This is a genomic window from Paenibacillus sp. J31R98, assembly GCF_056269245.1.
In genome coordinates this window covers 77,640-103,586 of sequence record NZ_JBWDNO010000001.1, presented here as the reverse complement: position 1 = coordinate 103,586, position 25,947 = coordinate 77,640, and the positions used below count along the sequence as shown (strand labels likewise).

The window sequence follows — 25,947 nt, the reverse complement described above, 5'->3', positions numbered from 1 at the left end:
CCTCTAATCCGGTCCAACCCCGAACTCTTTCTGCTTAGCTTCCAGCTCTTTATTGATATCCTTGATCGCCTTCTCAAAGGATTCCCGTGTGTTCTCTCCACCGAGAACGACGCGGTTCCAGGCGTTGTCAACGTTACGTCCTGTGAAATAGCCGCCAAGCACGTAAGGCTGTTCCTTATAGTACTTCCATTGATCCGTTAATGCCTTGAGGTCGTCATCCGGCCAAGGCAAGTCCGAGAAAGCTTCTACGTTCGCGGTATTCCAACGAGCCTCAACGCCTAGCAGTGCCTCCAGCTCTTGACCGAACTGCACCTGGCTATTCTTGCTCGTCCACCATTTCAGAAACTCCCATGCTTCCTTCTGATGCGTTGACTGCTTGAAGATCGCGACCGATTGAGCGGCGCCGCCGTTCGTGCGGTCTACCGATCCGTCCTGCTTCTTATGCCCAGGAGCAGGCGCTACACCCCAGCGGCCGACAAGCTCAGGAGCAGCCGTCGATAGGAGAACATAAGTCTGGTAATCACAAATACCGATTGGCATTTCACCTGTACGGAAGCGGTTGAAGAAGTTCGCCTGAACCGGGAACTTGTAGTTGGTGTAGAGCTCCGTCCACTCGGTAAAGGCTTGGAATGCATTCGGCGTATCCAGCGCCGACTTCTTGCCGTTATCCTTGTAGAACTCTCCGCCATTCTGATACAAGAACGGCATGAAGCCTAGCGATGTAATTGGATAGTACATCTGCATCCCGTTCTGCTGCAGGATAGGCAGTAGCGCATATACATCTTCCCAAGTTTGCGGAATGCTTACGCCGAGTTCCTTCAATATGTCCTTGCGATACACGAGCACGTTGAAATCCTGATTCTCCGGAAGGGCATAATCGCCTCCGCCATACTCGAATGGTATCAACGCTCCCGGCAGGAACCGTTTGCTGACTTCCTTATAATCCGGGAATTGCGACAGATCGACCGAAGCATCCCGAATCGCGAATTCTACAGGTAAGTGCGCTTCGACGCCGGTAGCGACATCCGGCGCATTCCCTGAGCTCGCGGCTAGGAGCAGCGTATTGACTGAGCCTGAGTTCAATTGGCCAGCAGGCAGCGTATTGACATTGATGCGGATACCGGTGTTCGGCGTAAAGTCCTCTTCCGCCATCTCCTTCATAATCTCCGCCCACTCTTTACCTCTGGAAACCCATACATTGATAACCGGTTCATCTTCCTTGGCAGTAGCTGCTTTGTCGTCGCCGTATACACTGCCGACGCCTGTGTAGTCCTTCGTAAAGGAAGCGAAGAAGTTCTTGATCGTACTAACCGACTTCTGCCAGAAGTTCGACTTCACCTTCGGATAATGAGTATCCGGCGCGCTAACGAGCAGATAGTCCAGCACGAGCGGCACATTTTGCAGTCCCATCAGCAGCGTGCTTAGATTGGTCTGACTGTTGGCGAGCTCTGATAGCTGCCTTGGAATCGAATCGGGTTTGCGGATCATCTTCTCGAAAGTCGCGTTAATCATCCGCAAGCTGTTTACCGTGCTCGGTTCCTCCTCGGATATGGCATTGAGTGCATTCATCTGCACCAGAAGGTCGTCTGCGATTATCTTTAAATTATCAATCAGCTCCGGCGCCTTCTTATCGAGCTCATATTCGAAGTTCGGATCTGGCGTCGGGCCCGTAATCATAATGATGCGTCTATACAGATCGGAGAGCTTCTGCGTATCCGCCGTCAGCGCCTCGACAATCCCTTGGTAAGGACCAACCTCAGCGACCATCGTGATCGTATGTTCACCTTGCGGCAAGTAGAACAGCAAAGGTTCCTTGCTGTCGCTTCGATCATGAAGCGTTTCGATTCTCCAGTTGCGAGAATAAGAGAACGGATACTCTTCCAGCTCTTTGAAAGGTACTTTTCCGTCTATGAGAATTTGACGATAGGAAGGCAACCCATCGCCCCACCATTGTCCAAATTTCAGACCGATTTTGTACAACCCGTCCTTCGGAACCGAGAATGTCCATGATGCCTTCTGGCCGCCTTTTCTCCAGCGCCAGTCGCCGAATGCATTCAGCTTGATCCTTCCGTCCCCCGCCGGCTCCATTAACGGATCGCCATTGGATTCCCTGCGAATGGTCGGGTCGGATTTAAGCGGGTTGTTCTCCGCCTGCACTTTCACGTTGACCTCATCAACCGGCTTGTAGCCTTTGGCTTGATAAGTCTGCTCAACGTCTTTATAGGTCGGTATTTGCTCTGGGGCTGTAAGCTTGATCTCACTGAGTGCAACCGCCTCTTCCAAATAAGAGAAACGGATGACATGTTTGCCTGCAGTCAGGTAGTACTGAAAAGGTTCTGCATATTGTCCGTTACCGTCCGCAATCGGAAGACTCATCCATTGCGGCTTCTCGATCTGCTTCGGCCTGACATCGTCGCCTTGATTGTTCTGAACCGGATCACCGAGATCCTTCCAGCTGCGCATGAAGTAAATACGCTGCGCCTCGCGGAAAGGGCTCTTTCCGTCAATGAGCAGCTCGCGCTGAATCGGGAGACGTTTGCCTTCAATCGGGTAGTAATTGAGCGCCAGATTGTATAGGCCGTCAGACTTCACATCGACCGTCCATTCCAACCATTTCGTATCCTTGTCCCATACGAGAGTGTTGTCCTGACCTTCGATCGACTTCAAGCTAGGTTTGGCGCCTTCGAATGCCGAATAATTACTCGCTTGCAATACAATCTCTGCATTCTCGGCAGGCTTGTAGCCCTTCTGCTTATAAGCAGCAAGCGTCTTTCCGTACGTCGGCTCCAAAATCTCATCATTCGAAAGCAGTGACAGATCCGATTGAGCAATGCCTTGATTCTGATTGCGGTCCCGCAGCCGCTCGCTGGCGTAAGATTGCGGACTGCCTGCGATCGCGGTCGATAGGACTACTAAAGTGATCGATACAAGCATGACTTTTTTCCACTTCAATGCAACTGTCCATTGCCGTTTCAGGAGACATCACCTCTTCGTCTTTCCGTCCATTTCATCCGGGTAGCTCTTATCCACATTCTTCTTCATTTCATCAAGATGTTTCGATTCTTCGGTTCTCCTCTGCTCCTCCTATACCTGATTTGTTTTCTGGCATTGATCTTAATCTCTTCAATTGTAAACGCTTTTATAAGAAAGGTTAATGTGACTAAGTTTGCGTTTTGTGTAGTCTTTTTACTTGATCTGGCTGTTAGTAAAGAAAGCACACACTAACGCTGACAATAAATGCCTTTGCCAGACTTTATAGAGTACCCTGCGACGAACTCTCTGCCTTGCTTTGACCATCCAGATTCTCATCCTTCAGTTCGGTATCGATGTGCTGTTTCATCTCATCGAGCAGTGCTTTCGGACTGCCCTGCAGCTTAACGGCGAGATTCTGCACCTTGTACATTTCTTCCCACATGAACCCGCCGATCGGTGAAACCGGGCGGATATGGGCATGCTCAAGCAGCCGGACGAATACGTCCAAATGCTTCTTCTTATTCTGACCAAGCTGCTCGTTCACTTCCGGTATACTCGCCAGATCGTTAGTACCGCCTCTTCGTCCCGTCCAGAGCGCCGAACCTTCTTTGCCCGCGACGAATTTAATGAATCGCCAAGCTTGCTCTTGGTGCTGCGCGCCCTTAGGCATGACAAACGACCAGCCGCCTGACCATGTCACATTCCCGTTTCCATCAGCCGTTGGCATTGGTGCAATGCCCCAATCGAAATTCACAGCAGCCAAGCTATCCAGCAGCCAATTGCCCTCAAACATAAATCCGACTCTGCCGCTTACAAACGGATTGCGCCCCGTTTCTCTCAGCTCGTCGATAAAGCTGTCCAGCTGCTTCACTCCATATTTTCTTGCGTAGCCTTGCATCCATTCCAGCGCTTTCACAATATGGGGATCGTTAGGCGTGAGCTGCCCATCCTTCTCCCACTCGCCGCCGAAATTCCACCCATGCGTATAGAGGAAGCCTTGCGCCTGCCAGGGGATAAAGCCGACTTGACTGTATAAGCCTTGCTTATTAAGCTTGTACATTCTCTCCGCCATCTCATCTAACTCGGCTATCGTTCGCGGAGGCTTATTCGGATCTAAGCCCGCTTCCTCCATGAGCGTTTTGTTATAGTACATCGCCCGAGTGTCTACATTCCAAGGGAGGGCGTACGTTCTGCCGTTAAACTGCGTTTCTTCCCACACGTTCGGGTAATAAATCGAGGCCATGCCGTCTCGGCTCACTTCATCCGACAAATCCTCTAAAGCGCCCATGGCCGCCCATTCGCCGACTGCAAACCGATCGAACATCGCGACATCCGGCGCCTGCCCACCAGCGATTGCCGTCAACAATTTATCCGATACTTGCGAGTTATCGGAATTCTCGACAAAGGTCAATTGGACGCGAATATCCGGATTCGCCTCCTCGAATGGCCTCACAACCGTCTCATAGAATTCATTCTGAAATCCGCCGCCCCAAGGAAACCAGAAGCTGATCGTTACCGGATCTTTGCTCCCATGCACATCGCTCGCCATGTCCGGATCAATCGCAGCATGCCCGGTGCCTGCTGACTGGCCCGCGCTTATTCCGCTGTCGGAACAGCCATAGATGAATACGAAGATGAAGCATAGGAGGACTACCAGGTACACAATTGAAGCTTTACCTCGATGCACAAGCTTTTTCATCAAAGATACATCTCCTTAAACATACTCACTTCACGCCATGAGCGGGATCGTCATCGCAACCTCGGTCCCTTGCCCTACATGACTATTTATTTCAATGCCGTACTTCATGCCGTAAGCGATTTGAATTTGCGAATGAATATTACGCAGGCCAAAATGTCGATGATGCTCCTTCGCTCCCTCGCCGCATAAGAGAAGCCGAAGCTCGGACAGCTTGTCCGGACCAATCCCGGCACCATCGTCCGTGACGATAAACTTGAGACTGTCGCCCTCCCGGGTAAAAGCGACATCGAGCCTGCCTTTGCCCCTTTTCTTCTCAAGTCCGTGATAAATCGCATTCTCCACAAGCGGCTGAAAAATATATTTGAGCACTTTATAGTTCTCGAGCGACGGATCAACATGCATATGAAGCGCAAATTTATCCCGATAACGAACCTTCTGAATCGTCATGTAGCTATCGAGAAGCTGAACGATTTGGCTGATATCCACTTCATCCCTGCCTTCGCTCAAGCTAAGCCGGAAATACTTCGACAACCCGAATATCATCGTGCTGATATCGTTCACCTTGTGGATACGTGCAAGCCAGTGGATAGAGTCGAGGGTGTTGTACAGAAAATGGGCATTAATCTGCGAACCTAGTATCTTGAGCTGCAAGCCCTGCTCTAGCAATTTCTGTACATAAAGCTGATTAATGAGTTCCTTGATGCGGGATACCATTTCGTTGAAATGAATATACATGTAGCCGAATTCGTCTTTGCGCTTGTCCTCAATTTGCACGTCGAAATTACCGGTCTTCGCTTTGTTCATCGCTTGAATCATCTTCTTGAGCGGCCGATGGACCGTCGAAGCGATAATAACGGCAAATACTATACCGATGGCGGAGAACAGCAAGCCAAGCGTCAGCATGAACCACTTGATGTCTGCGGTTTCCTTCATTAGATCCTGACGGCGAAGCATGCCAACCAGCGACCAATTGTTCGTCTCCAGCTTGTTATAGACAACCAGCATGCGTTCTCCGTTCATCGACTTCCTAATAATTCCTTGATCCGTCCCCTCAAGCTTAAAGCCGAGACTGCTTGAGAGGCGCATGCCATCCTGATCGCCAACGATCTGTCCTTTGCGATCGACGATGACATTCGCGCCTGACCCGTTGTAATCAATCTCCGACAGCATCCCCTTGATCTCAGCCGGATCGATCTCATAGAGCAGCACGCCTAGAATTTCACCGCGCTTGCTGAAGTTCTTCTCTACGCGGCCGAAGCAGAATACCAGCTTGGAGCTCCAATTAATGAAGGAAGGCCGAATGCCAAAGTAAATCACCTGACCGTTCGCCTCCCGAATTTGCTTATACCAGTCTTCGTCCTCATATTCATTGGAGTATGTATTGTAGACGGGGAAAGAATCCTTAGGCGAATAACGGTAGGAGAACCCTTTCTCGCCTAGTAAATAGATATTAGAAACGTCATTTCTCGAATTGACCCAATTCGATAAGAAGGCAGTATTCGCATCAGTGAGCTGAATCCGTTCAAGCTCAGATTGAACCTTTCCGCTCAGCTGCTTCTGAATCTCCTTGTTGCCGACGATGAGCAGCGAACGGTCTTCATAGTCTTGCAATAGATTGTCGAGCCTCTTGCCCACTTGCTGCGCGTTCTGGAGGGCCATGCCGCCGAACTTGTCTTCCATCATCTTCGTAGATTTATAGTAGAAGAGGCTGCCCATCACTGTAATGATAATCAGCATGCTGGCTACGTATATGAGAAACACCTTTACGCCTACTGCCGGGAGTTTTGAGTTTCTGGTGAACCACCACATGAATGAGTCTCCCTCCTATGCGCCATAATTGCGATATTGGGAAGGGGTTATCCCTTCCAGCTCCTTGAAGTTTTTCACAAAATATCGGAAGTCTCTGTAGCCCACCTGTTCGGCCACTTCATACACTTTGAGCGGGGTTTGTTCGAGAAGCTCCTTCGCCTTGGCGATCCGGATGCGGATCAGATAACGGCTAAGCGTTTCTCCCACCTCGGCATGGAAGACTCGGCTTAAATACGAAGGATTCAAATAGATCCGTTTCGCGACTTGATTGAGGCCAATTCCTAAGTGATAGTTGTCTTGTATGAATTGAAGCGCAAGTTCGATCGTATATTTCTGTCCATAGCCAGGCGCGCTGCTGTCTTTCATAAGGAATACGCCCATCACGGCCTGCTTCCAATTATCAAGCGGACTGCGATATAGCTGAAGCTTCTGATGATCCATAAGCATGCACGATTCGGAGCCGTCGCGTGCTTGGCACATGTCCTGCCATCTGGTGATCAGGGTGCCGATATACGTATTCATCTCCCGCCTGACGGTAAGCGCAGAACTCTGCTTGACCAAATCCTGCAGAAGTTTGACCTGCTGATCGAGAAGATCTGACAGTTTGCCTTCATCCTTCAGCTTGATCGCATGGAATATGCGATTGAGCCAAGCCGTATCAAGCGCCTCGACTTTCGCGCCAGAGCCGGGCTCGTCTACGGCATGGACAGTTAGTACGCTTGGTGCTCCGTTGTCCATACCCATCGGTCCGAAGATTCGCCCAGTCCCATGGGCTACATATTCCACACTGTTTGTAAGCGCTTCCTTAAAAGTGAATAATAGCTTTCGCCGATCGCCAATATTGCTGACTCCAATGCTTATCTGAATGCCAAGAACTTCAGCTGCTTCTTCAATGGCGCGATTCGCGCAGTCAAGCACTTCGTGATATTGACAGCTCTCATCCTGATTGCAGGACGACGAGACGATGAGCGCCACATCGGAATACTCGTTATCATGCAAGGGGCATGCCAAAGCCCTCAATCCAGCTCCCTTGAATATCTCCTCAATAAGATTGCCAATTGCATATCGCAAGAGTGAGCACCCGGTTTCATCGAGATGCCGCCCTCCCCACTCGTGAACAACCGCCGACAACACCATCAGCCGGTTCGGATTTAAATCAATTTGGAGCGTCTCCCACTTGGCATGCAATTCTTGTTCCGACATCGGACGGGACAAACACATTTCCAGATGCTTTTGTTTAGCAAGGGGAACGCTTTCCCTCACACGGCCGGACAGCTCCTCCATCTTGTTGCTCATTTCTTTCTTCTGCTTGATTTCGCCCACGCAGCGCTTGATAACCGCAATTAGATCGTTCTCTTCAATCGGCTTCAGAATATAATCGCTCGCCCCGAGCTTGATTGCTTTCTGGGCATAGGCGAAATCATCGAAGCCGCTAATAAAGATGACCTTTACGTCTAGTTCACGGTTCTTCAGCTCATTGAACAACTCCATGCCATCCATTGAGGGCATTCTAATATCGGATATGATGATTTCCGGCGGATTCTCTTCGATTAGCCTAAGCGCCTCGATGCCGTCTTCAGCATCGCAAAGAAATTGAATGCCGTAGGATTCCCAGTCTATCGTTTGTTTCAATCCTTCTCGAATCCAGTGTTCATCATCGATGATCATGAGCTTTATCAACAACGTTCACTCCTTATTCCAACTCTATAAATTCTTATTCCAACTCTATAAAAGCAGGCTTCGAGTCTTGCAAACCCCTGATATGAGAGAATTATCCATTTGGGAGATTATACAATAATCTGACACAAAATTGGTCATTTGTCGTAATTTTAGAGAATTTGCCGCGATCATCAACAATGTTGGACAGGATAATCAGATTACTTTCATAATCGCCTAATATGTCGTTATTGACATATAAGATCGAACCGTTTTATAATACTTCGCATGCGAACTATTTGGATAAGAACGATTTTGGCAAGGACGGTTGATGTTTATGGATGAACAGCACTATGAACGAACCGTGCAGCTCCTTCACTCATTTCGGGAAATTCATCAACACCATTATCAGCTCCTCTCGAAGATCGCCCATCAGCACGGCATTACGCCGCAGCAATTTCTCGTGCTGAGATCGCTGGCTTGCAGTCCAGAGATGAAACTGGCTGATTTATCTGATGAGCTGCACCTTGGCAACAGTACAACAAGCGGAATTGTTGACCGCATGGTAGAAGCAGAGCTTATCTGCCGTGAACGTTCGCTTACAGATCGTCGTTCGGTTACGCTTCGGCTAACGGAGAAAGGCGAGTGCATCTGGAGCAAATTGGTAGAGAACAAGATGGACTGGGTTATGCCGTTCATGCAGCTTACAGCTGAGGATCAGCTGGATTTGCTTCGCATCCACAAACAGATCGTACACATCTTAGCGCAATATCGAAAGGAAGATTAATTGTGACAACCGCTACTTCAACCACTCTTCGGAGAGGCCCCATCGTTGCGTCGCTTCTCATCGCCGCATTCGTCGCGCTGCTCGCACAGACACTGCTTAACGTAGCGCTGCCGAGCATGATGAAGGACTTGAACGTCAATGAGAACACCATTCAATGGCTGATCAATGGTTACATGCTCGTCAACGGCGTTCTTGTGCCGATCAGCGCATTCCTTATTTCCCGTTTTACCACTCGCAAGCTGTTTCTAGTTGCAGCCGGCTTGTTCGCGGTTGGTACGGTCATATGCGCCTTCTCGCCGAACTTTGGATTCCTGCTCTCCGGCCGTCTCATTCAAGCCGCAGGTGCCGGTATTCTAATGCCGCTTATGACCATCGTTATCCTCACCATCTTCCCGGTTGCCGAACGCGGCAAAGCGATGGGCATGATGGGGATTGCCATGATTTGCGCACCAGCAATCGGTCCAACACTGTCCGGTTATGTAGTTGAGCACTATTCGTGGCATGTTCTCTTTTATATTATTCTGCCACTATCGCTGTTTGCCTTTGTCTATGGCGCATATTCTATGAAGAACGTCGTGAAGACGTCCACTCCGAAGCTCGATACGCTTGGCGTCATCCTATCCACGATCGGTTTCGGCGGCGTATTGTATGGCTTCAGCGATGCCGGCGCGGATGGCTGGCACAGCTCAACTGTTATTGCCTGTCTTATCGTAGGCGCCTTGGCGCTTGTGCTCTTCGTTTGGCGTGAGCTGACGGCAGAGAAACCGCTCCTAGAGCTGAACGTCTTCAAATACGGCATGTTCTCGCTGACAACGATCATTAACATCATCATTACGATGTCCATGTATTCCGGTATGGTTCTGCTTCCGATTTACTTGCAGAATATCCGCGGCTTCTCGCCGGTCGATTCCGGCTTGCTGCTGCTCCCTGGCGCAATCTTAATGGGTATTATGTCGCCGATAACGGGCATGATATTCGATAAGATCGGCGCACGCTGGCTTGCTGTCGCAGGCTTGACCATCTCGGCGGTGACAACGTACGAATTCAGCACGCTCACTGTAGATACAAGCTACTGGCACCTCATTATCAACTACACGCTGCGTATGTTCGGGATGTCCATGCTCATGATGCCGATTCAGACCGCAGGCTTGAACCAACTGCCTCAGCGCCTGAACGCACATGGTTCGGCGATGTCGCAGACGCTTCGTAACGTAGCCGGTGCACTAGGCACAGCGCTGCTTGTAACGATAATGTCGAACAAAGCAACATCCATTGCGAAAGACCTGGCAATTGCCGGCAAGGTTGATCCGAATGATCAAGTGAAAATGGCCGATATCGTTCAGCATGCTACGGTAACGGGTATCAACCATTCCTTCACCATTGCAACTTGGATGACGGCGGCAGCGCTTGTTCTTGCGTTCTTCATCAGGAAGACGAAGCCGCAGGAAGAGAAGGTTGTGCAAGAACAGAAAGCTTCATAATCACGTTTATATAATACTAAAAGCCGGTTGTCCCGTATGGGTGCAACCGGCTTTCGTTATTATTCCACAACCTTGCCTGCGTTCGTGATCTCAATGGAGAATGAGCATTTCGCTTTCACTGAAGGGTAAATCTCTGGCCACTTCAGCTTCATCCACTCTCTGTAGCTGGAATGGCTGCGAACCGAGATGCCAAGGCCGAGACCGTCGGCGTTGTTCTTCTGCATGAAAGTAATCATTCGATTGCCCCTCTCGTTCAGTGTATTCTCCATCTCCTTCTCTAACTTACGTTTATCCGTAGGCTGGCTTAACGAGAGCCCACCGGTATACTCAATAACAATCCCCTTCAGTTTAACCTGGATGGTTAATGCCGGCTTTCCATCGGCGCTCCTGCTAACTTTCACTATTCGCTTGGCTATGAGCGAGGTTAGCATTATGGTATCCCCACCTCCCGCTTCGCCTTCGGTGAGATGAATGCTTATATCACCTTGTTTGAACGAGCCTCGCAGGAACGAGAATACGAGTCCGTCATCTGCCGGAATTTGCGCGACGTAACGGTCACCATGGAATAACGCAACGCCGTCAATGATAATGTTATCATTCTTGTTAATTAGAATAGGCATCACCGGATCAATGCCGTCTTCATAATAATCCCGAATAAATGTATATACGGTAGATACCGGTATATTCTGACCGGCAGATTCCTTCTGCAGCAATCCTTCAATATAACGGCTTATAACCGGATGCTGGACGTAATTGCGCTCAAGCATTGATTTGGCACTCCCGTGCACGATTGAGAGCTTAACCCGCGGCGAGATCGAAGGATCACGCTGAAACGTGTCCAAATGCTTCAGCAAGCCATTTCGCGCAAGCGGCATGCCGAACAGCGAGTTGCGCAATTGACCGCTCACGATCAGCAGATTACTTTCCCGAGTTAGCTTGATGCGTGCTTCCTTCCCTGTTCTGGCTATCGCGCTTAGCACTTCACGACGTGTACCTGCCTTCTCCTCTGCTTTAGGCATTGTAATCGCAACTTCAAGTAAACCGTTTTCTGCCAGGTCGAAGCTGTTCGCTTGCATGAAGCCAAGCTTCTCCAGAATCCGCTGATCGCCGCACCCTGTCATGAGGAGCAGTATCAGCACAGTAACCAGGCAAATGATATGATTCACCCATCCCTGTTTCATGCACCCGCCCCTTTCTTCTTCGTCAAGGCAAGCACGAGGAGCAGAAGGAGCGGCAGTAGGAAAGCCGTCCCCATCTCGAGCTGCGCGAAGAAGCTTAACCACTGCTGTACCTCGCTTAAAGTGTCTGCGAAGAACGCAACAATATAAGCTATGGTGACCAATATTGCGGCGACTACCTTGACATTCGCACTTTTAAATATTTGAAGCGCCGTTTCCTGCGCGGCCCATAGATACATTACGACGGTGACGATTGTCGTAAACAGGAAAGCGCCGAAGAACAAATTCTCCACTCGCTCAACGAAGGGAAACTTGATATACGCCATCAGATCAAGCAGCGGGAAAGCCAACCTTTGCAATTGCTTCAAGCTGAAAAAGCCGAAGGTAATGAAGCAGAGGTACGTGTATAGCAACACGGTAAGCAACGATCCGATAATGGAGGATTTAATCAGCTTCGATTTCTTATCGGTATAAGGAAACAACAGCAGAATAAGCTCAAAACCGAGAAAAGAGGCATAGATATTGACAAAGTCATTGACAGATGAATTTCCCCCGCGAAAGAGAAAAGGCGTCAGCCTCGCCCAGCTGAAATCCGCGTAGAAGAAGAAAACAACCGGAATCATCCACACCGTCAAATAGAAGAACATCGTGATGGATTTCGAGATAATATAGATGCCTTGAATCATAAGCCAGAAGACGAGTACATCAAGCGCAAGTTTAAATAACATCGGGTGTGTCGTCGGGAATGCGATCATTTGGAAGATGAGCACATATTCCTTGGCAACCAGACAACCGAGCATCGCCCATACGAACATTTGGGCTAGGTACAGTGGGTACAGGATAATCTTTGGCACTTTTTGCAGAATCACGAAGATGGACTGGCCTTTACCAAGCCTATAGACAGCACCAATCAGCAATATATTGAGCAGCACGATGAGACCGAATACGAGATTCATACTCCATCCGTTCGTGCCGTATGCTGTGCCGAGGAGCTGCGGAAGTGAGAAGATAATGATGCCAAGCTGGGTCATATAAACGAGAATGACGATGTGGAAAGAGGACAGCTTCTCTGAATTTTGCACCGGGCGGCTCACCTCTTCGGCTTGACGCGAGTCATATTGCTTGTACCCACCTGACTCGGACGCTTCGTAAGCAGTTTAAACGGTGCTCGGATGAACACATCTCTCCACTCATAAGGCATACTTGGAGCAACAGGCGTCACATAAGATGTTTTGATACTTGTCAGACTGCACAGATGGATTGTTGTTGCTGTAATACCGATTGCGATGCCGAGGTTTCCCCATAGTCCCGCAAGTAATATAAATCCAAACCGGAGCAGCCGAATGGATGCGCTCATCGTATAATTCGGGATAACGAACGAAGCAATCGTCGACAAGGCCACAGCAATGATGAGAATATTACTCGTGAAGCCTGCCTGTACGGCTGCTTGTCCTATGACAATACCACCTACGATACCGATGGTTTGGCCAATCTTCGTTGGCAGACGTGCTCCGGCTTCGCGCAGCAGCTCGATTGTAACCTCCATCAGGAGCGCTTCGTAAAGCGGTGGGAAGGGTACTCTTCCGCGGGATTCCACGAGTGTTGTCAGCAGGTTCTCGGGAATCATCTCGTAGTGATAGGTTGTCACCGACACATAGAGTGCGGTGAATGACACAGTAATAATCAGCGCAAAGAATCTGAGCATCCTTGTAGCTGTCCCAATCATCCAGCGCTGGTAATAATCGTCTGACGAAATGAAAAATTCATAGAAGGTCGTCGGGATGCTGAACGCAGATGGGCTGCCTTCCATAATGCCAACGATACGGCCTGCAACAAGCTTCGAGACAACCGCATCCGGCCGCTCAGTCGTTAGAATTTGCGGGAAGACGGCGTAAGGCTGATCGTCAATCATCTGAATCAGCATATTCGTATCGTGAACTGCGTCCACCTCGATATCTTTGATCCGCTGTGTCACCTCACGGACATTTTCCATGTTCGCGATATCTTTGACATAGAGAATGTAGACATCGCTCTTCGCCATCTCGCCGACACCTAGCTTGATGATCTTCAGATGCGAGCTTTTTAAACGTATTCGAATAAGTGCCAGGCTTAAGCTGGCTTGCTCTGTCAGCCCATCATGCGGTCCGGTTATCGTCGTTTCCAACTCCGACTGGGATACCGTTCTTCCTTTAACGCTGGCTACATCGACCAAATATACCTTTTCGTTGACGAAGATAGCTGCTTGTCCGGATAGGATTCCTAAGATTAGCTCTTTGTCATCTGTCTGCTTTACAAACTGTGACTGTTCGAATAATGCATCTAGCTGGCTCCGTTCAAGATCATTCAGCGGCTTCAAAACTTCTTGATGCAGCAGCATCCCGTCAATCAACGTATCTAAATAGAGGGCGTGGACACCAAGGTGAGGAAGCTCACGATGGACCATATCCATGCAGTCATCGAATTGATCGAGCGTATGTTCAAGCGTTGGTAATGTCGATTCTTTCTGGCTCTTTGACATAGCTGCCCCTTAGATGTCCTGTTTAACTACTACCACTCATTATGCATCAGATAGAAAAGCTCTAAACCTGTCGAAATTGCGCGGATGTCAAAATAAAAACCAAGAGACGTCAGGCACGGTGCCTAACGTCTCTTGGCTTATACCAATCGTTTATAGCATAACTTTCTTGCCGGTGCGTGCGCTCTCGACAGCGCCGAACACCATCGCCACACTCTTGATATTATCGAGGCAATCCGTCTCTGCCGGTCGGCCTTCCTCGAGTGCTGCGAACATCTCATCGAAGCAGCCGAAATGACCTTGCTGCCCGTCCCAATCGTTCGAACCCTCGAAGCGAGCCATCTCGCGGATGAAGCTCTCCGGCTTCGATGTATCGACATATTCGCCGTACGGCAACCCCGCTCCGTCCCATCGCGCGCCGCCCTTGCTGCCGGTCACGCGCCAATCCGATTCCCACGAGGTGTTAAGTCCATCAGCGCACCACGAGCCGCGATAGCTGAATACCGAGCCGTCGCTCATCTCGAAGATACAGATGGCTGAGGCATTGCCTTGATACCATGATCCCGGAGGGTTGAATTCGTGACAGTAGACGGATACCGGATCTGCATCAATGATGAATCGCGCCTGATCGAACGTATGAATCGCCATGTCGATAATGAGCGGGTTATCCATCGCGTCACGGAAGCCGCCAAAATGAGCACCAAGGAAGAAGTCGGCATGAATGGAGCCGACCGTGCCGATCGTATCTGCCCGAAGCAAGTCGCGGAAAGAGCGGATTTGCGGCAAATAGCGGCGGTTCTGCATAACCGAATAGCGCTTGCCGGTTTCATTGCTGACAACCACAATATCCTTCGCATCCTCATACGACTCGGCCATCGGCTTCTCACCGAATACATTGCAGCCAGCGCGCATCGCTGTAATTGCGATCTGCTTATGGCTTGCCGGAATCGTTACATCGAAGACGAGATTCGCGCCTGTCGCTTCCAGGGCCGTAGCCAAATCGGTGAATGTTGGCACTTCAAGCCCTTTCCTCGCTGCCATCGCCTTCGCGCTTTCCTCAAAAATATCGACCAAACCAACAATTTCAGCATTTTCCCGCTGCATGGCATAATCGATCCACGTATTCGACATTCCGCCGCAGCCGGCAACTACGATTCGATGCTTCGCCATCATCATTTCTCTCCCTATTTACGCAATATGCAAACTAATCTAATCGTACCGAAAGAGATTCGGCGAGGCTAGCCACGAAATTGTGAAGTATTCGTACAATCTTCCGATTATTTGATAGAATAAAGCGGTATCATCACCGATACATTCATCATTCCCGATAAAATCGTATGGATGCGAAGAGGAGACTGAGTTCTGATGACAGTAAGTCCGTTGAAAGAGAATACGCGCATGCCTGACCGTACGTTTCCGATCAATGTATTTCTCGTCTCAAGCATTCATCTGCATTGGCATGATCATATCGAATGGATCTATGTGAAAGAAGGCCGTGCACGCGTGCAAATTGATGCTTCGTTCCAGCTGCTGCAGAAAGGCGAGCTCGCCTTCGTCAATACGAAGCAGCTTCATAGCGCCGCCGCAGTTGAGCCGGGAACGGAGATGATCTCCATCGTCTTCAATGAAGCGCTCGTTCGGGGCAGCGGGCTCGATATTACGGAGCATCATTACTTCGTGCCTTACTTGCAGCAGCAGCTGAAGTGGCCAAGCTGGATGCTGGAAGACGAGCCTTCCATCGAAGAGATGAACGCCTCCTTCGCTCGGCTCGTCGCCGAGTTTCAGAGCAAGACGCCGGGCTATGAGCTGCTGGTGAAGGCGGAGCTGCTGCGAATCTTCGGCCTCTACTTCCGCTATGCCGAGCGAAGCGCGGACCAGGCTTTGTCGCGTGTACCCAAGCAGAAGCCGTATGACTTCACGCAATTGCTGCACACGCTGCGCGAACGCTTCCAGGAGTCGATCAGTGTTGATGAAGCAGCGAGGATGGTGAACCTGAGCAAGGCGCATTTCTGCAAAGTATTCAAGCAGGTCACCGGCAAGACGCTCATTGAATATATTCACTTGCTGCGCGTGCAGGAAGCCGAGCGATTGCTGCTTGACACGAATTATCCCGTCACGGAAATAGCAGACCGCGTCGGGTTCTCCAATATGACGTATTTCGGCCGCGTGTTCAAGAAGATGCGCAGCTCTACGCCTACGGAAATTCGCAAGGGACACCAATTGTACGAATAGTGGAGGTGGCAAGGCCTATGTTTCCGATACTTGAGACGGAGCGGTTGCGACTGAGAGAAATAACAGAGGCTGATGCGGCGGATGTGTTCGCATGTTTCTCTAACGCCCAAGTAACTCGTTATTACGGGCAAACACCTTTTGAGTCGGTCGATCAAGCTGTGAAGCTGATTACTTTATTCGCAGCTAACTACGAGAATAAGCGTGGGATGCGATGGGGCATTGAATGCAAGGAGGAACCGGGATTGATCGGTACCATCGGGTTTAATGCGCTCGTCCTCCCCCACCGCAGAGCAGAAATCGGTTATGAGCTCCACCCTGAATATTGGGGCAGCGGATATGCTTCCGAAGCGGTGAAGCGGGTCATTACATACGGATTCGAGGAGCTTGAGCTCGCGCGAATCGGCGCAGTCGTCTTCCCGGAGAATACCGCATCGAACACGCTGCTCACGAAGCTCGGCTTCCAGCACGAAGGCGTGCTGCGCGACTATATGATGCAGGATGGGCGTTCGTACAGTACGAATGTGTATTCGCTGCTGAGGTCAGGTCGCTAGCCAGCATTAGTCAGATGCAGCCAGATACGAAGTTATCCTGCTAACGGAACGTATAGTCACTATTCGACCGAAAAAGGCGTTTTTCCAAAGCTAACGGAACACAGCCGCGCTATTGACTGCATATGCGATTACTTAGGGCCAATAGAGACGAAATAACGTCTCCAGGTTCCGTTAGAATATGGAACAACGCGATTTGAGCTGAATAGCGCTTCTGAGTTCCGTTACCTAATAAAAAGTGTCGAGTTAACCCTAGCACCTAGGGCTTTCTCGACACTTTTTATATGCAACGTATTATTATTTCACGTAAATGCGGCCGGTTTCTTCCCAGATCTCGCCCGGCGCCAAGCTGAATAAGCCGATTTGATCCGCTGGCAGATCACTGAACGGCGCATTGACCAGGTTCACTTGCGGCTCTGGGCAGAAGAATCCTTCTGTCGCGCCGTTGTTCCAGATCATCCACTGCTTGTACGATGTTCCAACATCGTACACGAGTGTTGCGCCATGCTGCGTGTCGGTCAGCTCCATCCGGTTGCGGCCATTCTGAGCGACAGCCGTGTAGTGGTTGTCGAGCGACTCGAAGAACGGATAGACGCCTTCGCCCTTCATCAGCTCTTCGCTCGCCGTCAGCGGCTGATATTCGCCCGTTGGCAGCATCCGCTCGCTCATCTTCCAGCGATCGCCGATGGTCAGCTTCAGGCGATAATCCTTCGCCGAGCTTCCCGGAATGAACGGAGCGTTCACGGCCGTATGGAACGCGAACAGGCAAGGCATCACATCATCGCCGTCATTGCGGACAAGCACATGCTGATGCAAGCCGTCTTCACTGATCGCATAGCGCAGCTTAACCGTAAACTTATGCGGTAAATATGTGTAAACCGCGCTTTGCTCGTCCACTTTCAGCGAAACAACAACATAGCTTTCCGTTGCCGTCGTGCCGAAATCATCGACAGTCCACGTCTCGCTATGCACGAAGCCGTGCAAGTGGTTGCCCGTAGCGGCTTCATTGACCGGGAACTGGTACGTGCGGCCGTTCCATGGGAACTTGCCGTCCTCGAACCGGTTCGGCGGAATGAGCACCGGAATGCCGTGAATGAATGGACGCGCCTTGAACGATTCCATCTCGTCCATCGTCGGCTCATGCAGCAGCTGCCAGCCCTTCGATGTATCGCGGAATGCGATCAAGTTGCCGCCTACCTCCGGCAGCAGCGCTGCTTCGTAGCGGCCGAACTTCAGCCATACGGCAGGCTCGCCTTGATACGTGCCTTGAAATGCTTGGTTATCGCTCATCGTCAATTCTACTCTCCTTTTGCTTCGTCAAAGCAGACGCCTCGCGGCTAATACTGGTACCGCTTCAGCCATAGCCCGCAGACGCTCGTCCAGTTCGCCACATGCGGATCGCTCTCGGCAAGGCCAAGGCCATGCTGCCCATGCTCATACACATGCAGGTCGAACGGAACGCCTGCGCGGCGCAGCGCCAGCGCAAAGTTCAGGCTGTTCTCCACCGGCACGGGGCCGTCATCCGACGTGTGCCAGAGGAAAGTCGGCGGCGTATCCGTCGTCACTTGAAGCTCGCCGCTCAGCTGCTCGATCATCGCCGGATCCGGCTGATCGCCAAGCAGATTGATTCGCGAGCCTTCATGCGTATACGGATCAAGCAGCGTAATGACAGGATAACAGAGGATGAGCTGATCCGGTCGGCACGAGATGCGCTCGATCGGATCAGCCGCCTCCGGCTTCCCGGCATCGTAGTGCGTCCCTGCCGTCGACACGAGATGGCCGCCTGCGGAGAAGCCGAGCACGCCGATCTTGTTGCCTGCGATGCCCCATTCTGCCGCATGCAGGCGCACATAGCGGATCGCCCGCTGCACATCCAGCAGCGCTGCCGGGTATTGATACGGCGCGACGCGATAGCGAAGCACGAAGGCGGAGATGCCGATGCTGTTCAGCCACAGCGCAATCGGCTCGCCTTCATGATCGGCGCGCATGCCGTAGCCGCCTCCCGGGCAGACGATGACAGCGCCTTTGTTAATGCTGCTGCCATCGCCCTCTACCAAGTATGGCGTCAGCGCTGGACGATCTTCATCCGTCACTCCGGCTGCGAGTGGAGCGCCTTGAGGCCATAGCTCGATTACTTGCTGCGAAGATCCAGCCATCTGATTTCCTCCGCAGACAATTCAAGGTTAGTTGCATCGAGACATGATTTCATCTCTGCTTCGTTGCGAGCGCCAATGATCGCTCCAGTAGGGAACGACTGGTTCAAGACGTAAGCAAGCGCGATCTGAATCGTCGATACGCCCTTCTCTTTGCCCAGCTTCTCTGCGCGGTAATAACGTTCCCAGTTATCGTCATTATAGAACACGCGAACCAAATCTGCATCTGTCCGATCTTCAGGCGTGAAGCGGCCTGTGAAGAAACCGCGCGCTTGCGAAGACCACGACAGCAGCGGCAGGTTCGATTGCTCGTGCCATGCCAGAATCTCATCGTCCACGCTAATGCAATCTGCCCAGAACGGCTCTTTTGCTTTAGCAAGGCTAAGGTTCGGACTGTTGAATTCGAAGCCGCGAAGACCGTTCTTCGCTGCATACTCATTCGCTTCCTGCAGACGAGCCGTCGTCCAGTTCGAGCCGCCGAACGTACGGATACGTCCTGCTTCGATATGCTCGTTCAGGCAATCTACGATTTCGCCAACGGGTACGTTCGTATCGTCGCGGTGCAGCGCGTAGAGGTCAATATAATCCGTGCGCAGACGCTCAAGGCTGGTCATCAGCTCATTATAGATCGCGTTCTTATTCACTTGCGGGCCATTCTGGTTCGGATGGCCGCCCTTCGTCCAGACGTTAATCTGTTCGCGGTTCTTGCGCTCCTCCATCCAGATGCCGATCGCCTTCTCGCTCTCGCCGCCGCTGTAGATAAACGCGCTGTCGATCGTGTTGCCGCCGATTGCTACATAATTATCCAAGACCTCGCTTACAGTCTCAATGATTGCTGGGCTGAAATAATCCGAACCCATAATCAGCTGAGAAACTCCTTGCTTTACACCTGGCAATTGAATCTGTTTCATTATAAGTTGCTCCTCTTCTATGTTCTCGTATAAGATAGATAAGTTCGACTAGATGCTTACCCGTTTACGGGAATAAGCTGATTCGAGACAAGCGTCAATCACCTTCAAATTGGCAACAGCATCTTCACCCGCAAAGTCCACCTCTTGCTCACCCCATACGATTCTTGCGAACGTATCGGCTTGAAGAGCATATTGGTTAAGGGCTGGCTGCTCGACTTCACGCTTGCCGCCTTTGGAATGAACGATAAAATTCGGATTCCCGACAAAAGCTTCCGGCACTTCAATACGGCCTTCTGTGCCGAGGATTTCAAACGTATTCCGGAATGCTGCCCACATGCCGCAGTCGAATGTCAGCGCGATATTGTTCGGGAATTCGACGATGCCGGATGCCATCATATCGACGTTGTCATGTTCAGGGGAGAGCAGCGCATGAACGGTTGCCGCTTCCGGCTCCGTGCCAAGAATGAGTCTTGCTGCGCTGAGCGGGTAACAGCCGACGTCATAGATCGAGCCGCCGCCCCATTCTCTGCGGTAACGAACGTTCTTCGAATCGCCCGCATTGTTAAACGTGAATGCGCCATGAAGGCCACGCAGCTCGCCGATTTCGCCGGATGCGATAATCTCAGCAATCGCCTTGTAGCGCGGGTGCTGGCGATACATGAACGCTTCTGCCAGATGCACGCCATTCTTCTTCGCCGCATCTGCCATACGCTGTGCTTCCTGCGCATTCATCGCGATCGGCTTCTCGCAAAGCACATGCTTGCCGGCTTCCATAGCCCGGATGGACCATTCCATATGTAAGTGATTCGGAAGCGGGATATAGATCGCATCAATCTCCGAATCTGCCAAAATCTCTTCATAGCTGCCGTATGCTTTAGGAATACCGAGCTTCGCAGCCGTTTCTTCCGCTTTCGCAAGGCCACGGCTTGCAATCGCTTTCACTTCGCCCGTTTCAGAAGCTTTAATACCTGGAATAACGGAATTTACGGCGATGCTGGCACAGCCAATAACGCCCCAACGCAATTTACGAGTCACAGTTATTGCCACCTTTTTAAGAATTTAGATTCGTCCCTAGTATAGTCCATATTGATGTGGGAAGAAATATAAAACAACTACATTTTCATATAACAATCACGTCTTCACGAAAGTAGGAAATCGCTTGGAACACCTCTTGGAGCTGCTTATTTTTCGCTATGGTTATGTAGGACTTATGCTCGCGCTCGCCCTTGGCATCGTAGGAATTCCGGTCCCGGATGAAGCGCTGCTCACCTATTCCGGCTTCCTCGTAAACAACGGAACGCTGCATATGATATGGGTGATGCTCTGCGCCTTTCTCGGCGCTGCAATCGGCATTACGGCCAGCTACGGCATCGGCATCCGGTTCGGTCTGCCTTTCCTACTTAAGTATGGACCGAAGCTGCATATGTCCCCCGCCAAGATTGAACGGGCTCAAGGCTGGATGAACAAATACGGCAATTTCCTACTGTTTGCTGGCTTCTTCGTTCCTGGTCTTAGACATATAACTGCCTATATGGCAGGAATGTCGCGGTTGAAACTTCGCACGTTCATGCTGTATGCCTACTCAGGTGCGTTCATCTGGAGCTCTGTCTTCATCTATGTCGGCTACATGCTTGGGGAGCAGTGGCTCACCGTTAAGCATTACGTCCATCATTACGGCTCTGCTTTTATCCTATACGGGGCCATTGCCGCTCTTGCTCTCATCAGCCTGAAACTATTGTTCGGTATGAGGAAAGTGAAAGCCTGACAGCTAACGCTGGATGCCAAAATACTTCAGCAGCACAGCGTCGAACTCCGCGTCGTTCTCCGGCGCAACCAGTTCTACATCTGCGTCTTTAAATATACGAACCTCGTTGCCGAATACCGTATTGCGCCCATCGCTAGTCCGAATCGCAAGAATCGGAGTCTGTCTAAAGATCGAATCCGGCGCATTCTCGCACCAGAAGGTTGCAAACTCATAATCCCCCGCAAGCTGCGGTTCCTCCGTAAAGGAGTAGATCCGGTGCCACTCGCCCCGCTTCAGCTCTGTCAAGAACCAACCATACTGCGCATCCGGCTCCAACCTGTAGATCTCTTCTCCCTGCTGCTGTTCCTCATAAGCATTCATCGTAATTGGCTCTCTCGGAACGATTCCGCCAACACCGACATCGCATAGATACGGCTGACCGTCTACAATAACTTTCAATACCTGATGACGGCGCTTCGGCGGCGTATCCGTGGAATCACGCCAGAATCTCGAGACGAGATCGGTAACATCATACCCTAGCTCACGCAGCAACCAGCCGAACAGTGCATTCAACTCGAAGCAGTAGCCGCCTCTATGGCGCGTGACAATTTTGTCATGGAGGTTCGTGATGTTCAGCGACAGCGGGATTCCTCGCAAAATATCAAGGTTCTCATAGGGAACCGCATGGAGATGGCAATACTGCAGCTTCGCAAGCACAGCTGCGCTTCCATCGAGCGGTCCTGAGTAGCCGATTCGGTCCAGATAAGCTTTAACTTCCGGTGATAGCTGTTGCTGTTGCTCCATCTTATGTGCAACTCCTTTTATCGTTGTTTGCGTTTCATTATAGCGTAGAACTGCGTATAATCAACACTAAACCGTGTGTAAAAGGATGCGAGAAACGAGTGACTGTTTATAGAGGGGACATGTTTTTTCAGCAGGATGATTTTCCGTTCCATATCCATCGATATACGATTGCTCGGGGAGAGCATATCCCAACGCACACCCATGAGTTCGTCGAGCTTGTGTTCGTCGTCGAAGGAACCGCCATCCACGAAATGTCCGGCCATACTTACCAGCTTGCAGCCGGAGATGTCTTCGTTGTAGAGCCGAACGTGTATCACAGCTACACCTGTTCGCCGGACAAGGAGACAACCGTGTATAACGTGCTCTTCGATGCCTCCTTCCTTCAGCAGGAGATGGAAGTGCTGCAGCAGATGCCGTCGTTCGTGGGCTTCTTCTATCTCGTTCCTTTTCTGCGCAAAAGCCAATCCTTCATCCCGTACCACCCGCTTCAACCCTCGCAGAGGCTGCAAATCCAGTCCCATCTGCAGACGATTGAAGATGAATTCCGCCAGCGGCGCGAAGGCTATCAGCTCATGATCAAGACGCGCTGGATTGAATGCCTTGTCTGGCTAAGCCGCTATCACCAGGAGAATCGCAATTCGCAGAAGCCCTCCGTCATCAGCGATCAAGCGTGGATGGAGTCCATCGTCAACTATGTGGAGCTTCACTATTACCAGCCGTTCACGCTGCAGCAGCTCAGTCAGCTATGCGGAATGAGCGTCTCCTCGTTTACTTCGAAGTTCAAAGAAGCGACAGGACTCAGCCTCGTCGATTACAAACATACCGTTCAAGTGCGCCATGCCGCGAATCTGTTGCAGACAACCGACAAGAAGGTGCTCGACATCGCGCTTGAGGTCGGTTTCGGCGACATCAGCTTCTTCAACCGGATGTTCCGCAAGCATACCGGCGTGACACCTCGGGAGTATCGGCATAAGCAAGAATAGTAATAGATAAATTCGATTAAGACATCTTTAGGCTGCGGCCGTTTCTCAGTAATCCACTGGGAAACGGTCTTTTTATTTGGCTGAAATTGATGATGGTTTATCTATGAAATGAGAAGTATTAATCAAGCATTTGAAAAATAAATAATAGCGCAATGAGCAGTTCGACTTCATTTAAACTTCTTATTTTATAGTGTTTGAATGGCACTCTCCTTCCCAAACTTCCCATTTTCTTTGTTCTATTTGCTGATTCTTGTGATGCAATCGAAATAACCAACACGCTAATGAGGTGTTTGAATGCCAGTAAAGCAGTTATATGATCGAGCTTTCAACAGCGCCGAGGACTTGCCTTCTGTTAGGGAAGCGCTCGGCGCTCTCGCGCATAACGCGTTTACCGAGAGAGGATTACTAGTCGAAGTTGCACTTAACGAAGCGCTTCAAAATGCCATGAACTATAGGGAGAGAGATACGAAGGTAACCGTGAGGGTCATGATTATGAACAATCATCGTTTCATCGTTCGGATCGCTAATGCAGGACCGGGCTTCTCTGCAGCCGCCTATTTGCAAAGGGCTGCGGGGCAGAACTGGGACGAGGATGAACTGAGGGAATCTGGAAGGGGGATCCAGATTATGTGCAGTGTGTTCGATACGGTAGTCTACAACAAACAAGGAACCGAGATTCTATTAATGAAGGAAATTCCTGATCGTTAAAGATGTGCATGATATCAAAATAATGAATAGGGTGAAAACTATGAAATTTTCAGTTAGGGCAAAGTTATATTTGGGATTCGGGCTCCTCTTGCTCATCTTGTGCGCCTCCGTCCTGCTTGGAATCCTCAGAATGCACACGATGGAAAGTCATCAGCAAGCCATCGTGAAGAAATGGATACCTGGCATCGAGCAAGTCAATCGCATTCAATTCTTAACCGAGCACTTGCAGAGATTGGATTTCAAATATGTGATTGAAGATGATCCTAAAGTAGGCGAATCGATTAAACAAGACATTGAACGGACAGAGCAGCAATTGAACACGGAACTCGGTAGCTATGAGAAAAATATTGAATCAGACGAAATACGCGGTAATTTCAACGCATTCAATCGTTCATTACAACGTTTCACAGCCTCACGAGAAGCCTTCCTGCAGCTTGCTGATAAATTCCAAATGCGTGGCGGAGCAGGGATGTACACCGATATCTTGATAACAACGATGCGTCAAGTTGACGATGAAGGCAAGAGCATGCAGAGCTCCTTGAGCAGGCTTATTAAATCAGAAGAACAAGGCGCAAGTAATGCGGCACAAGAGAGTCGCGACTACTACCTCAGTAAAATGAAAAATTCGATTATTTATGCGGTTATCATTGTGATTATTGGATGCTTGCTCGCCATTTATCTTGTTCGTCGAATTAGTATTCCGATCATGGCTATTACAAGAAATGTAAGGAAAGTGGCGTCAGGCGATCTGGTTGTCGAGCCTATCATTGTGACAAGCAAGGATGAAGTGGGTGAGCTGGCAGCTTCATTCCGAATTATGACAGACAATTTGCGCGAAATGGTAACTGCGATTCGGAGATCCGCTGTTGAATTAACGGCTAATTCTCACGAAGCAGCAGCTTCGACTCAAGACGCAGTAAGTTCGGTCGATTTCGTTTCTCGCGAAATACAGGAAGTCGCGCGAGATACACAGAACGGAAACGAAGCTATTGTGGAATCCTCTCAGGTCATACTAGAGATGTCTTCATTAATACAAATAGCGAAGGTCAAGGCAATGTCCGCTGCTCAAAACTCTGTTGAAACACTGAATGTTGCGGCTGCAGGCAGAGAGAGAATCTCTGAAACCATTGCAAGCATGAGGCACATCCAGCAGAAAACATCGGAAGTCACATCAGGCATGGAAACACTCAGTCAATATTTAAATGAAATTAGTCATATAACCGGCTCCATCAAGAATCTATCCAGTCAAACGAATTTGCTCGCTTTGAATGCGGCTATTGAAGCAGCTAGAGCCGGTGAACAAGGTCGCGGATTTGCCGTAGTCGCCAATGAGGTAAGAAATCTGGCCGAGCAATCGGCCAAAGAAACGGCTGTGGTTGAAGAGTTGGTCAAGAAAATATTGCTTAGCACCGCCAGTGTCGTAGCTGCTACAGAACAAAGCAGCCTTGAAGTAGAGAAAGGCGTTATTACTGTCAATCAATCGGATGAGGCACTCAGCAATATTCTCGCAGTCATCCATTCAACGGTGCACGAGATTAACGGAATAGCCGAGGTAACCGAGGACGAAGTAGCAAGCTCGGAGAAAATTGTAGCCATCATTGATTATTTCGGTAAATCAATTGAGAATATGGCTGTCAAAGCACAGCAGGTTGCAGTATCTTCTGAAGAAATGCTGGCGGCTATGGAGACCATATCCGCTACAAGCGAGGAAACGAACATCGTATCAATTGCGCTTGAAGCTCAAGTGGCTAACTTTAAAGTATAGC

21 protein-coding genes are annotated in these 25,947 nt (G+C 50.2%); 8 read left to right on the top strand and 13 right to left on the bottom strand.

What is annotated here, in order from left to right; all coding sequences use genetic code 11:
• Nucleotides 1-3: 3 nt before the first annotated feature.
• From AC0YNX_RS00400 to AC0YNX_RS00385, 4 genes are all read right to left on the bottom strand, one after another.
• Nucleotides 4-2,952, bottom strand: coding sequence for an extracellular solute-binding protein (locus tag AC0YNX_RS00400; RefSeq protein WP_475813683.1), 2,949 nt, complete (start codon nucleotides 2,950-2,952; stop codon nucleotides 4-6).
• Between the two features lie 301 nt (nucleotides 2,953-3,253).
• A complete protein-coding gene (locus AC0YNX_RS00395; RefSeq protein WP_475813682.1) occupies nucleotides 3,254-4,672 on the bottom strand; it encodes an ABC transporter substrate-binding protein in 1,419 nt (472 codons plus the stop codon).
• A gap of 30 nt (nucleotides 4,673-4,702) precedes the next feature.
• A complete protein-coding gene (locus tag AC0YNX_RS00390) occupies nucleotides 4,703-6,409 on the bottom strand; it encodes a sensor histidine kinase (RefSeq protein ID WP_475813681.1) in 1,707 nt (568 codons plus the stop codon).
• Nucleotides 6,410-6,496: 87 nt separating this feature from the next.
• Entirely contained in the window at nucleotides 6,497-8,161 is a 1,665-nt protein-coding gene (locus tag AC0YNX_RS00385; protein ID WP_475813680.1) for a response regulator transcription factor, read from the bottom strand.
• Nucleotides 8,162-8,474: 313 nt separating this feature from the next.
• Here AC0YNX_RS00385 and AC0YNX_RS00380 point away from each other — a divergent pair, with 313 nt between their 5' ends.
• The gene (locus AC0YNX_RS00380; RefSeq protein ID WP_475813679.1) at nucleotides 8,475-8,924 is read left to right on the top strand and encodes a MarR family winged helix-turn-helix transcriptional regulator; all 450 of its coding nucleotides are present in this window, start codon (nucleotides 8,475-8,477) and stop codon (nucleotides 8,922-8,924) included.
• 2 nt (nucleotides 8,925-8,926) lie between these two features.
• A complete protein-coding gene (locus AC0YNX_RS00375; protein WP_475813678.1) occupies nucleotides 8,927-10,405 on the top strand; it encodes a DHA2 family efflux MFS transporter permease subunit in 1,479 nt (492 codons plus the stop codon).
• A 59-nt stretch (nucleotides 10,406-10,464) separates the two neighbouring features.
• Here the strand turns inward: AC0YNX_RS00375 and AC0YNX_RS00370 are convergent, their stop codons facing one another.
• The 4 genes from AC0YNX_RS00370 to AC0YNX_RS00355 all read right to left on the bottom strand — a co-directional run bounded on the left by AC0YNX_RS00370 (nucleotide 10,465) and on the right by AC0YNX_RS00355 (nucleotide 15,268).
• Entirely contained in the window at nucleotides 10,465-11,586 is a 1,122-nt protein-coding gene (locus tag AC0YNX_RS00370) for a Ger(x)C family spore germination protein (RefSeq protein ID WP_475813677.1), read from the bottom strand.
• Nucleotides 11,583-12,665, bottom strand: a complete 1,083-nt coding sequence (locus AC0YNX_RS00365) for an endospore germination permease (protein WP_475813676.1) — start codon at nucleotides 12,663-12,665, stop codon at nucleotides 11,583-11,585. The genes AC0YNX_RS00370 and AC0YNX_RS00365 overlap by 4 nt, the downstream gene beginning before the upstream one ends.
• 8 nt (nucleotides 12,666-12,673) lie before the next feature.
• Nucleotides 12,674-14,101: a spore germination protein gene (locus AC0YNX_RS00360; protein ID WP_475813675.1), complete on the bottom strand. Its 1,428-nt coding sequence runs from the start codon at nucleotides 14,099-14,101 to the stop codon at nucleotides 12,674-12,676.
• Between the two features lie 150 nt (nucleotides 14,102-14,251).
• A complete protein-coding gene (locus AC0YNX_RS00355) occupies nucleotides 14,252-15,268 on the bottom strand; it encodes a Gfo/Idh/MocA family protein (RefSeq protein ID WP_475813674.1) in 1,017 nt (338 codons plus the stop codon).
• Nucleotides 15,269-15,463: 195 nt separating this feature from the next.
• Here AC0YNX_RS00355 and AC0YNX_RS00350 point away from each other — a divergent pair, with 195 nt between their 5' ends.
• The gene (locus AC0YNX_RS00350; RefSeq protein WP_475813673.1) at nucleotides 15,464-16,330 is read left to right on the top strand and encodes a helix-turn-helix domain-containing protein; all 867 of its coding nucleotides are present in this window, start codon (nucleotides 15,464-15,466) and stop codon (nucleotides 16,328-16,330) included.
• A gap of 17 nt (nucleotides 16,331-16,347) precedes the next feature.
• On the top strand, nucleotides 16,348-16,881 hold the full coding sequence (locus AC0YNX_RS00345; RefSeq protein ID WP_475813672.1) for a GNAT family N-acetyltransferase: 534 nt from the start codon (nucleotides 16,348-16,350) through the stop codon (nucleotides 16,879-16,881).
• Nucleotides 16,882-17,175: 294 nt separating this feature from the next.
• Here the strand turns inward: AC0YNX_RS00345 and AC0YNX_RS00340 are convergent, their stop codons facing one another.
• Genes AC0YNX_RS00340 through AC0YNX_RS00325 form a run of 4 tightly spaced genes read right to left on the bottom strand, consistent with a single transcriptional unit; the run spans nucleotide 17,176 to nucleotide 20,977 of the window.
• Nucleotides 17,176-18,168 carry an aldose epimerase family protein gene (locus tag AC0YNX_RS00340; RefSeq protein WP_475813671.1) on the bottom strand — a complete coding sequence of 331 codons (993 nt, stop codon included), beginning with the start codon at nucleotides 18,166-18,168 and terminating at the stop codon, nucleotides 17,176-17,178.
• Nucleotides 18,169-18,215: 47 nt separating this feature from the next.
• A complete protein-coding gene (locus AC0YNX_RS00335; RefSeq protein WP_475813670.1) occupies nucleotides 18,216-19,034 on the bottom strand; it encodes an alpha/beta hydrolase in 819 nt (272 codons plus the stop codon).
• Nucleotides 19,010-19,942: an aldo/keto reductase gene (locus tag AC0YNX_RS00330; protein ID WP_475813669.1), complete on the bottom strand. Its 933-nt coding sequence runs from the start codon at nucleotides 19,940-19,942 to the stop codon at nucleotides 19,010-19,012. The genes AC0YNX_RS00335 and AC0YNX_RS00330 overlap by 25 nt, the downstream gene beginning before the upstream one ends.
• Nucleotides 19,943-19,990: 48 nt before the next feature.
• Nucleotides 19,991-20,977, bottom strand: coding sequence for a Gfo/Idh/MocA family protein (locus AC0YNX_RS00325; RefSeq protein WP_475813668.1), 987 nt, complete (start codon nucleotides 20,975-20,977; stop codon nucleotides 19,991-19,993).
• 124 nt (nucleotides 20,978-21,101) lie between these two features.
• Between AC0YNX_RS00325 and AC0YNX_RS00320 the strand changes: the two genes are divergently transcribed.
• Complete coding sequence (locus AC0YNX_RS00320; RefSeq protein ID WP_475813667.1) at nucleotides 21,102-21,707, top strand: DedA family protein; 606 nt, start codon at nucleotides 21,102-21,104, stop codon at nucleotides 21,705-21,707.
• Between the two features lie 3 nt (nucleotides 21,708-21,710).
• On the opposite strand, the gene AC0YNX_RS00315 is transcribed toward AC0YNX_RS00320, so the two are convergent.
• Entirely contained in the window at nucleotides 21,711-22,490 is a 780-nt protein-coding gene (locus AC0YNX_RS00315; protein ID WP_475813666.1) for an arylamine N-acetyltransferase family protein, read from the bottom strand.
• Nucleotides 22,491-22,609: 119 nt separating this feature from the next.
• On the opposite strand from AC0YNX_RS00315, the gene AC0YNX_RS00310 reads away from it, so the two are divergent.
• The 3 genes from AC0YNX_RS00310 (at nucleotide 22,610) to AC0YNX_RS00300 (ending at nucleotide 25,946) form a co-directional block, all read left to right on the top strand.
• Nucleotides 22,610-23,473, top strand: a complete 864-nt coding sequence (locus AC0YNX_RS00310; RefSeq protein ID WP_475813665.1) for a helix-turn-helix domain-containing protein — start codon at nucleotides 22,610-22,612, stop codon at nucleotides 23,471-23,473.
• 294 nt (nucleotides 23,474-23,767) lie between these two features.
• Nucleotides 23,768-24,181 (top strand): ATP-binding protein, encoded by a 414-nt coding sequence (locus AC0YNX_RS00305; protein ID WP_475813664.1) that lies wholly within the window; start codon nucleotides 23,768-23,770, stop codon nucleotides 24,179-24,181.
• A gap of 40 nt (nucleotides 24,182-24,221) precedes the next feature.
• Entirely contained in the window at nucleotides 24,222-25,946 is a 1,725-nt protein-coding gene (locus tag AC0YNX_RS00300) for a methyl-accepting chemotaxis protein (protein WP_475815142.1), read from the top strand.
• Nucleotide 25,947: the final 1 nt, after the last annotated feature.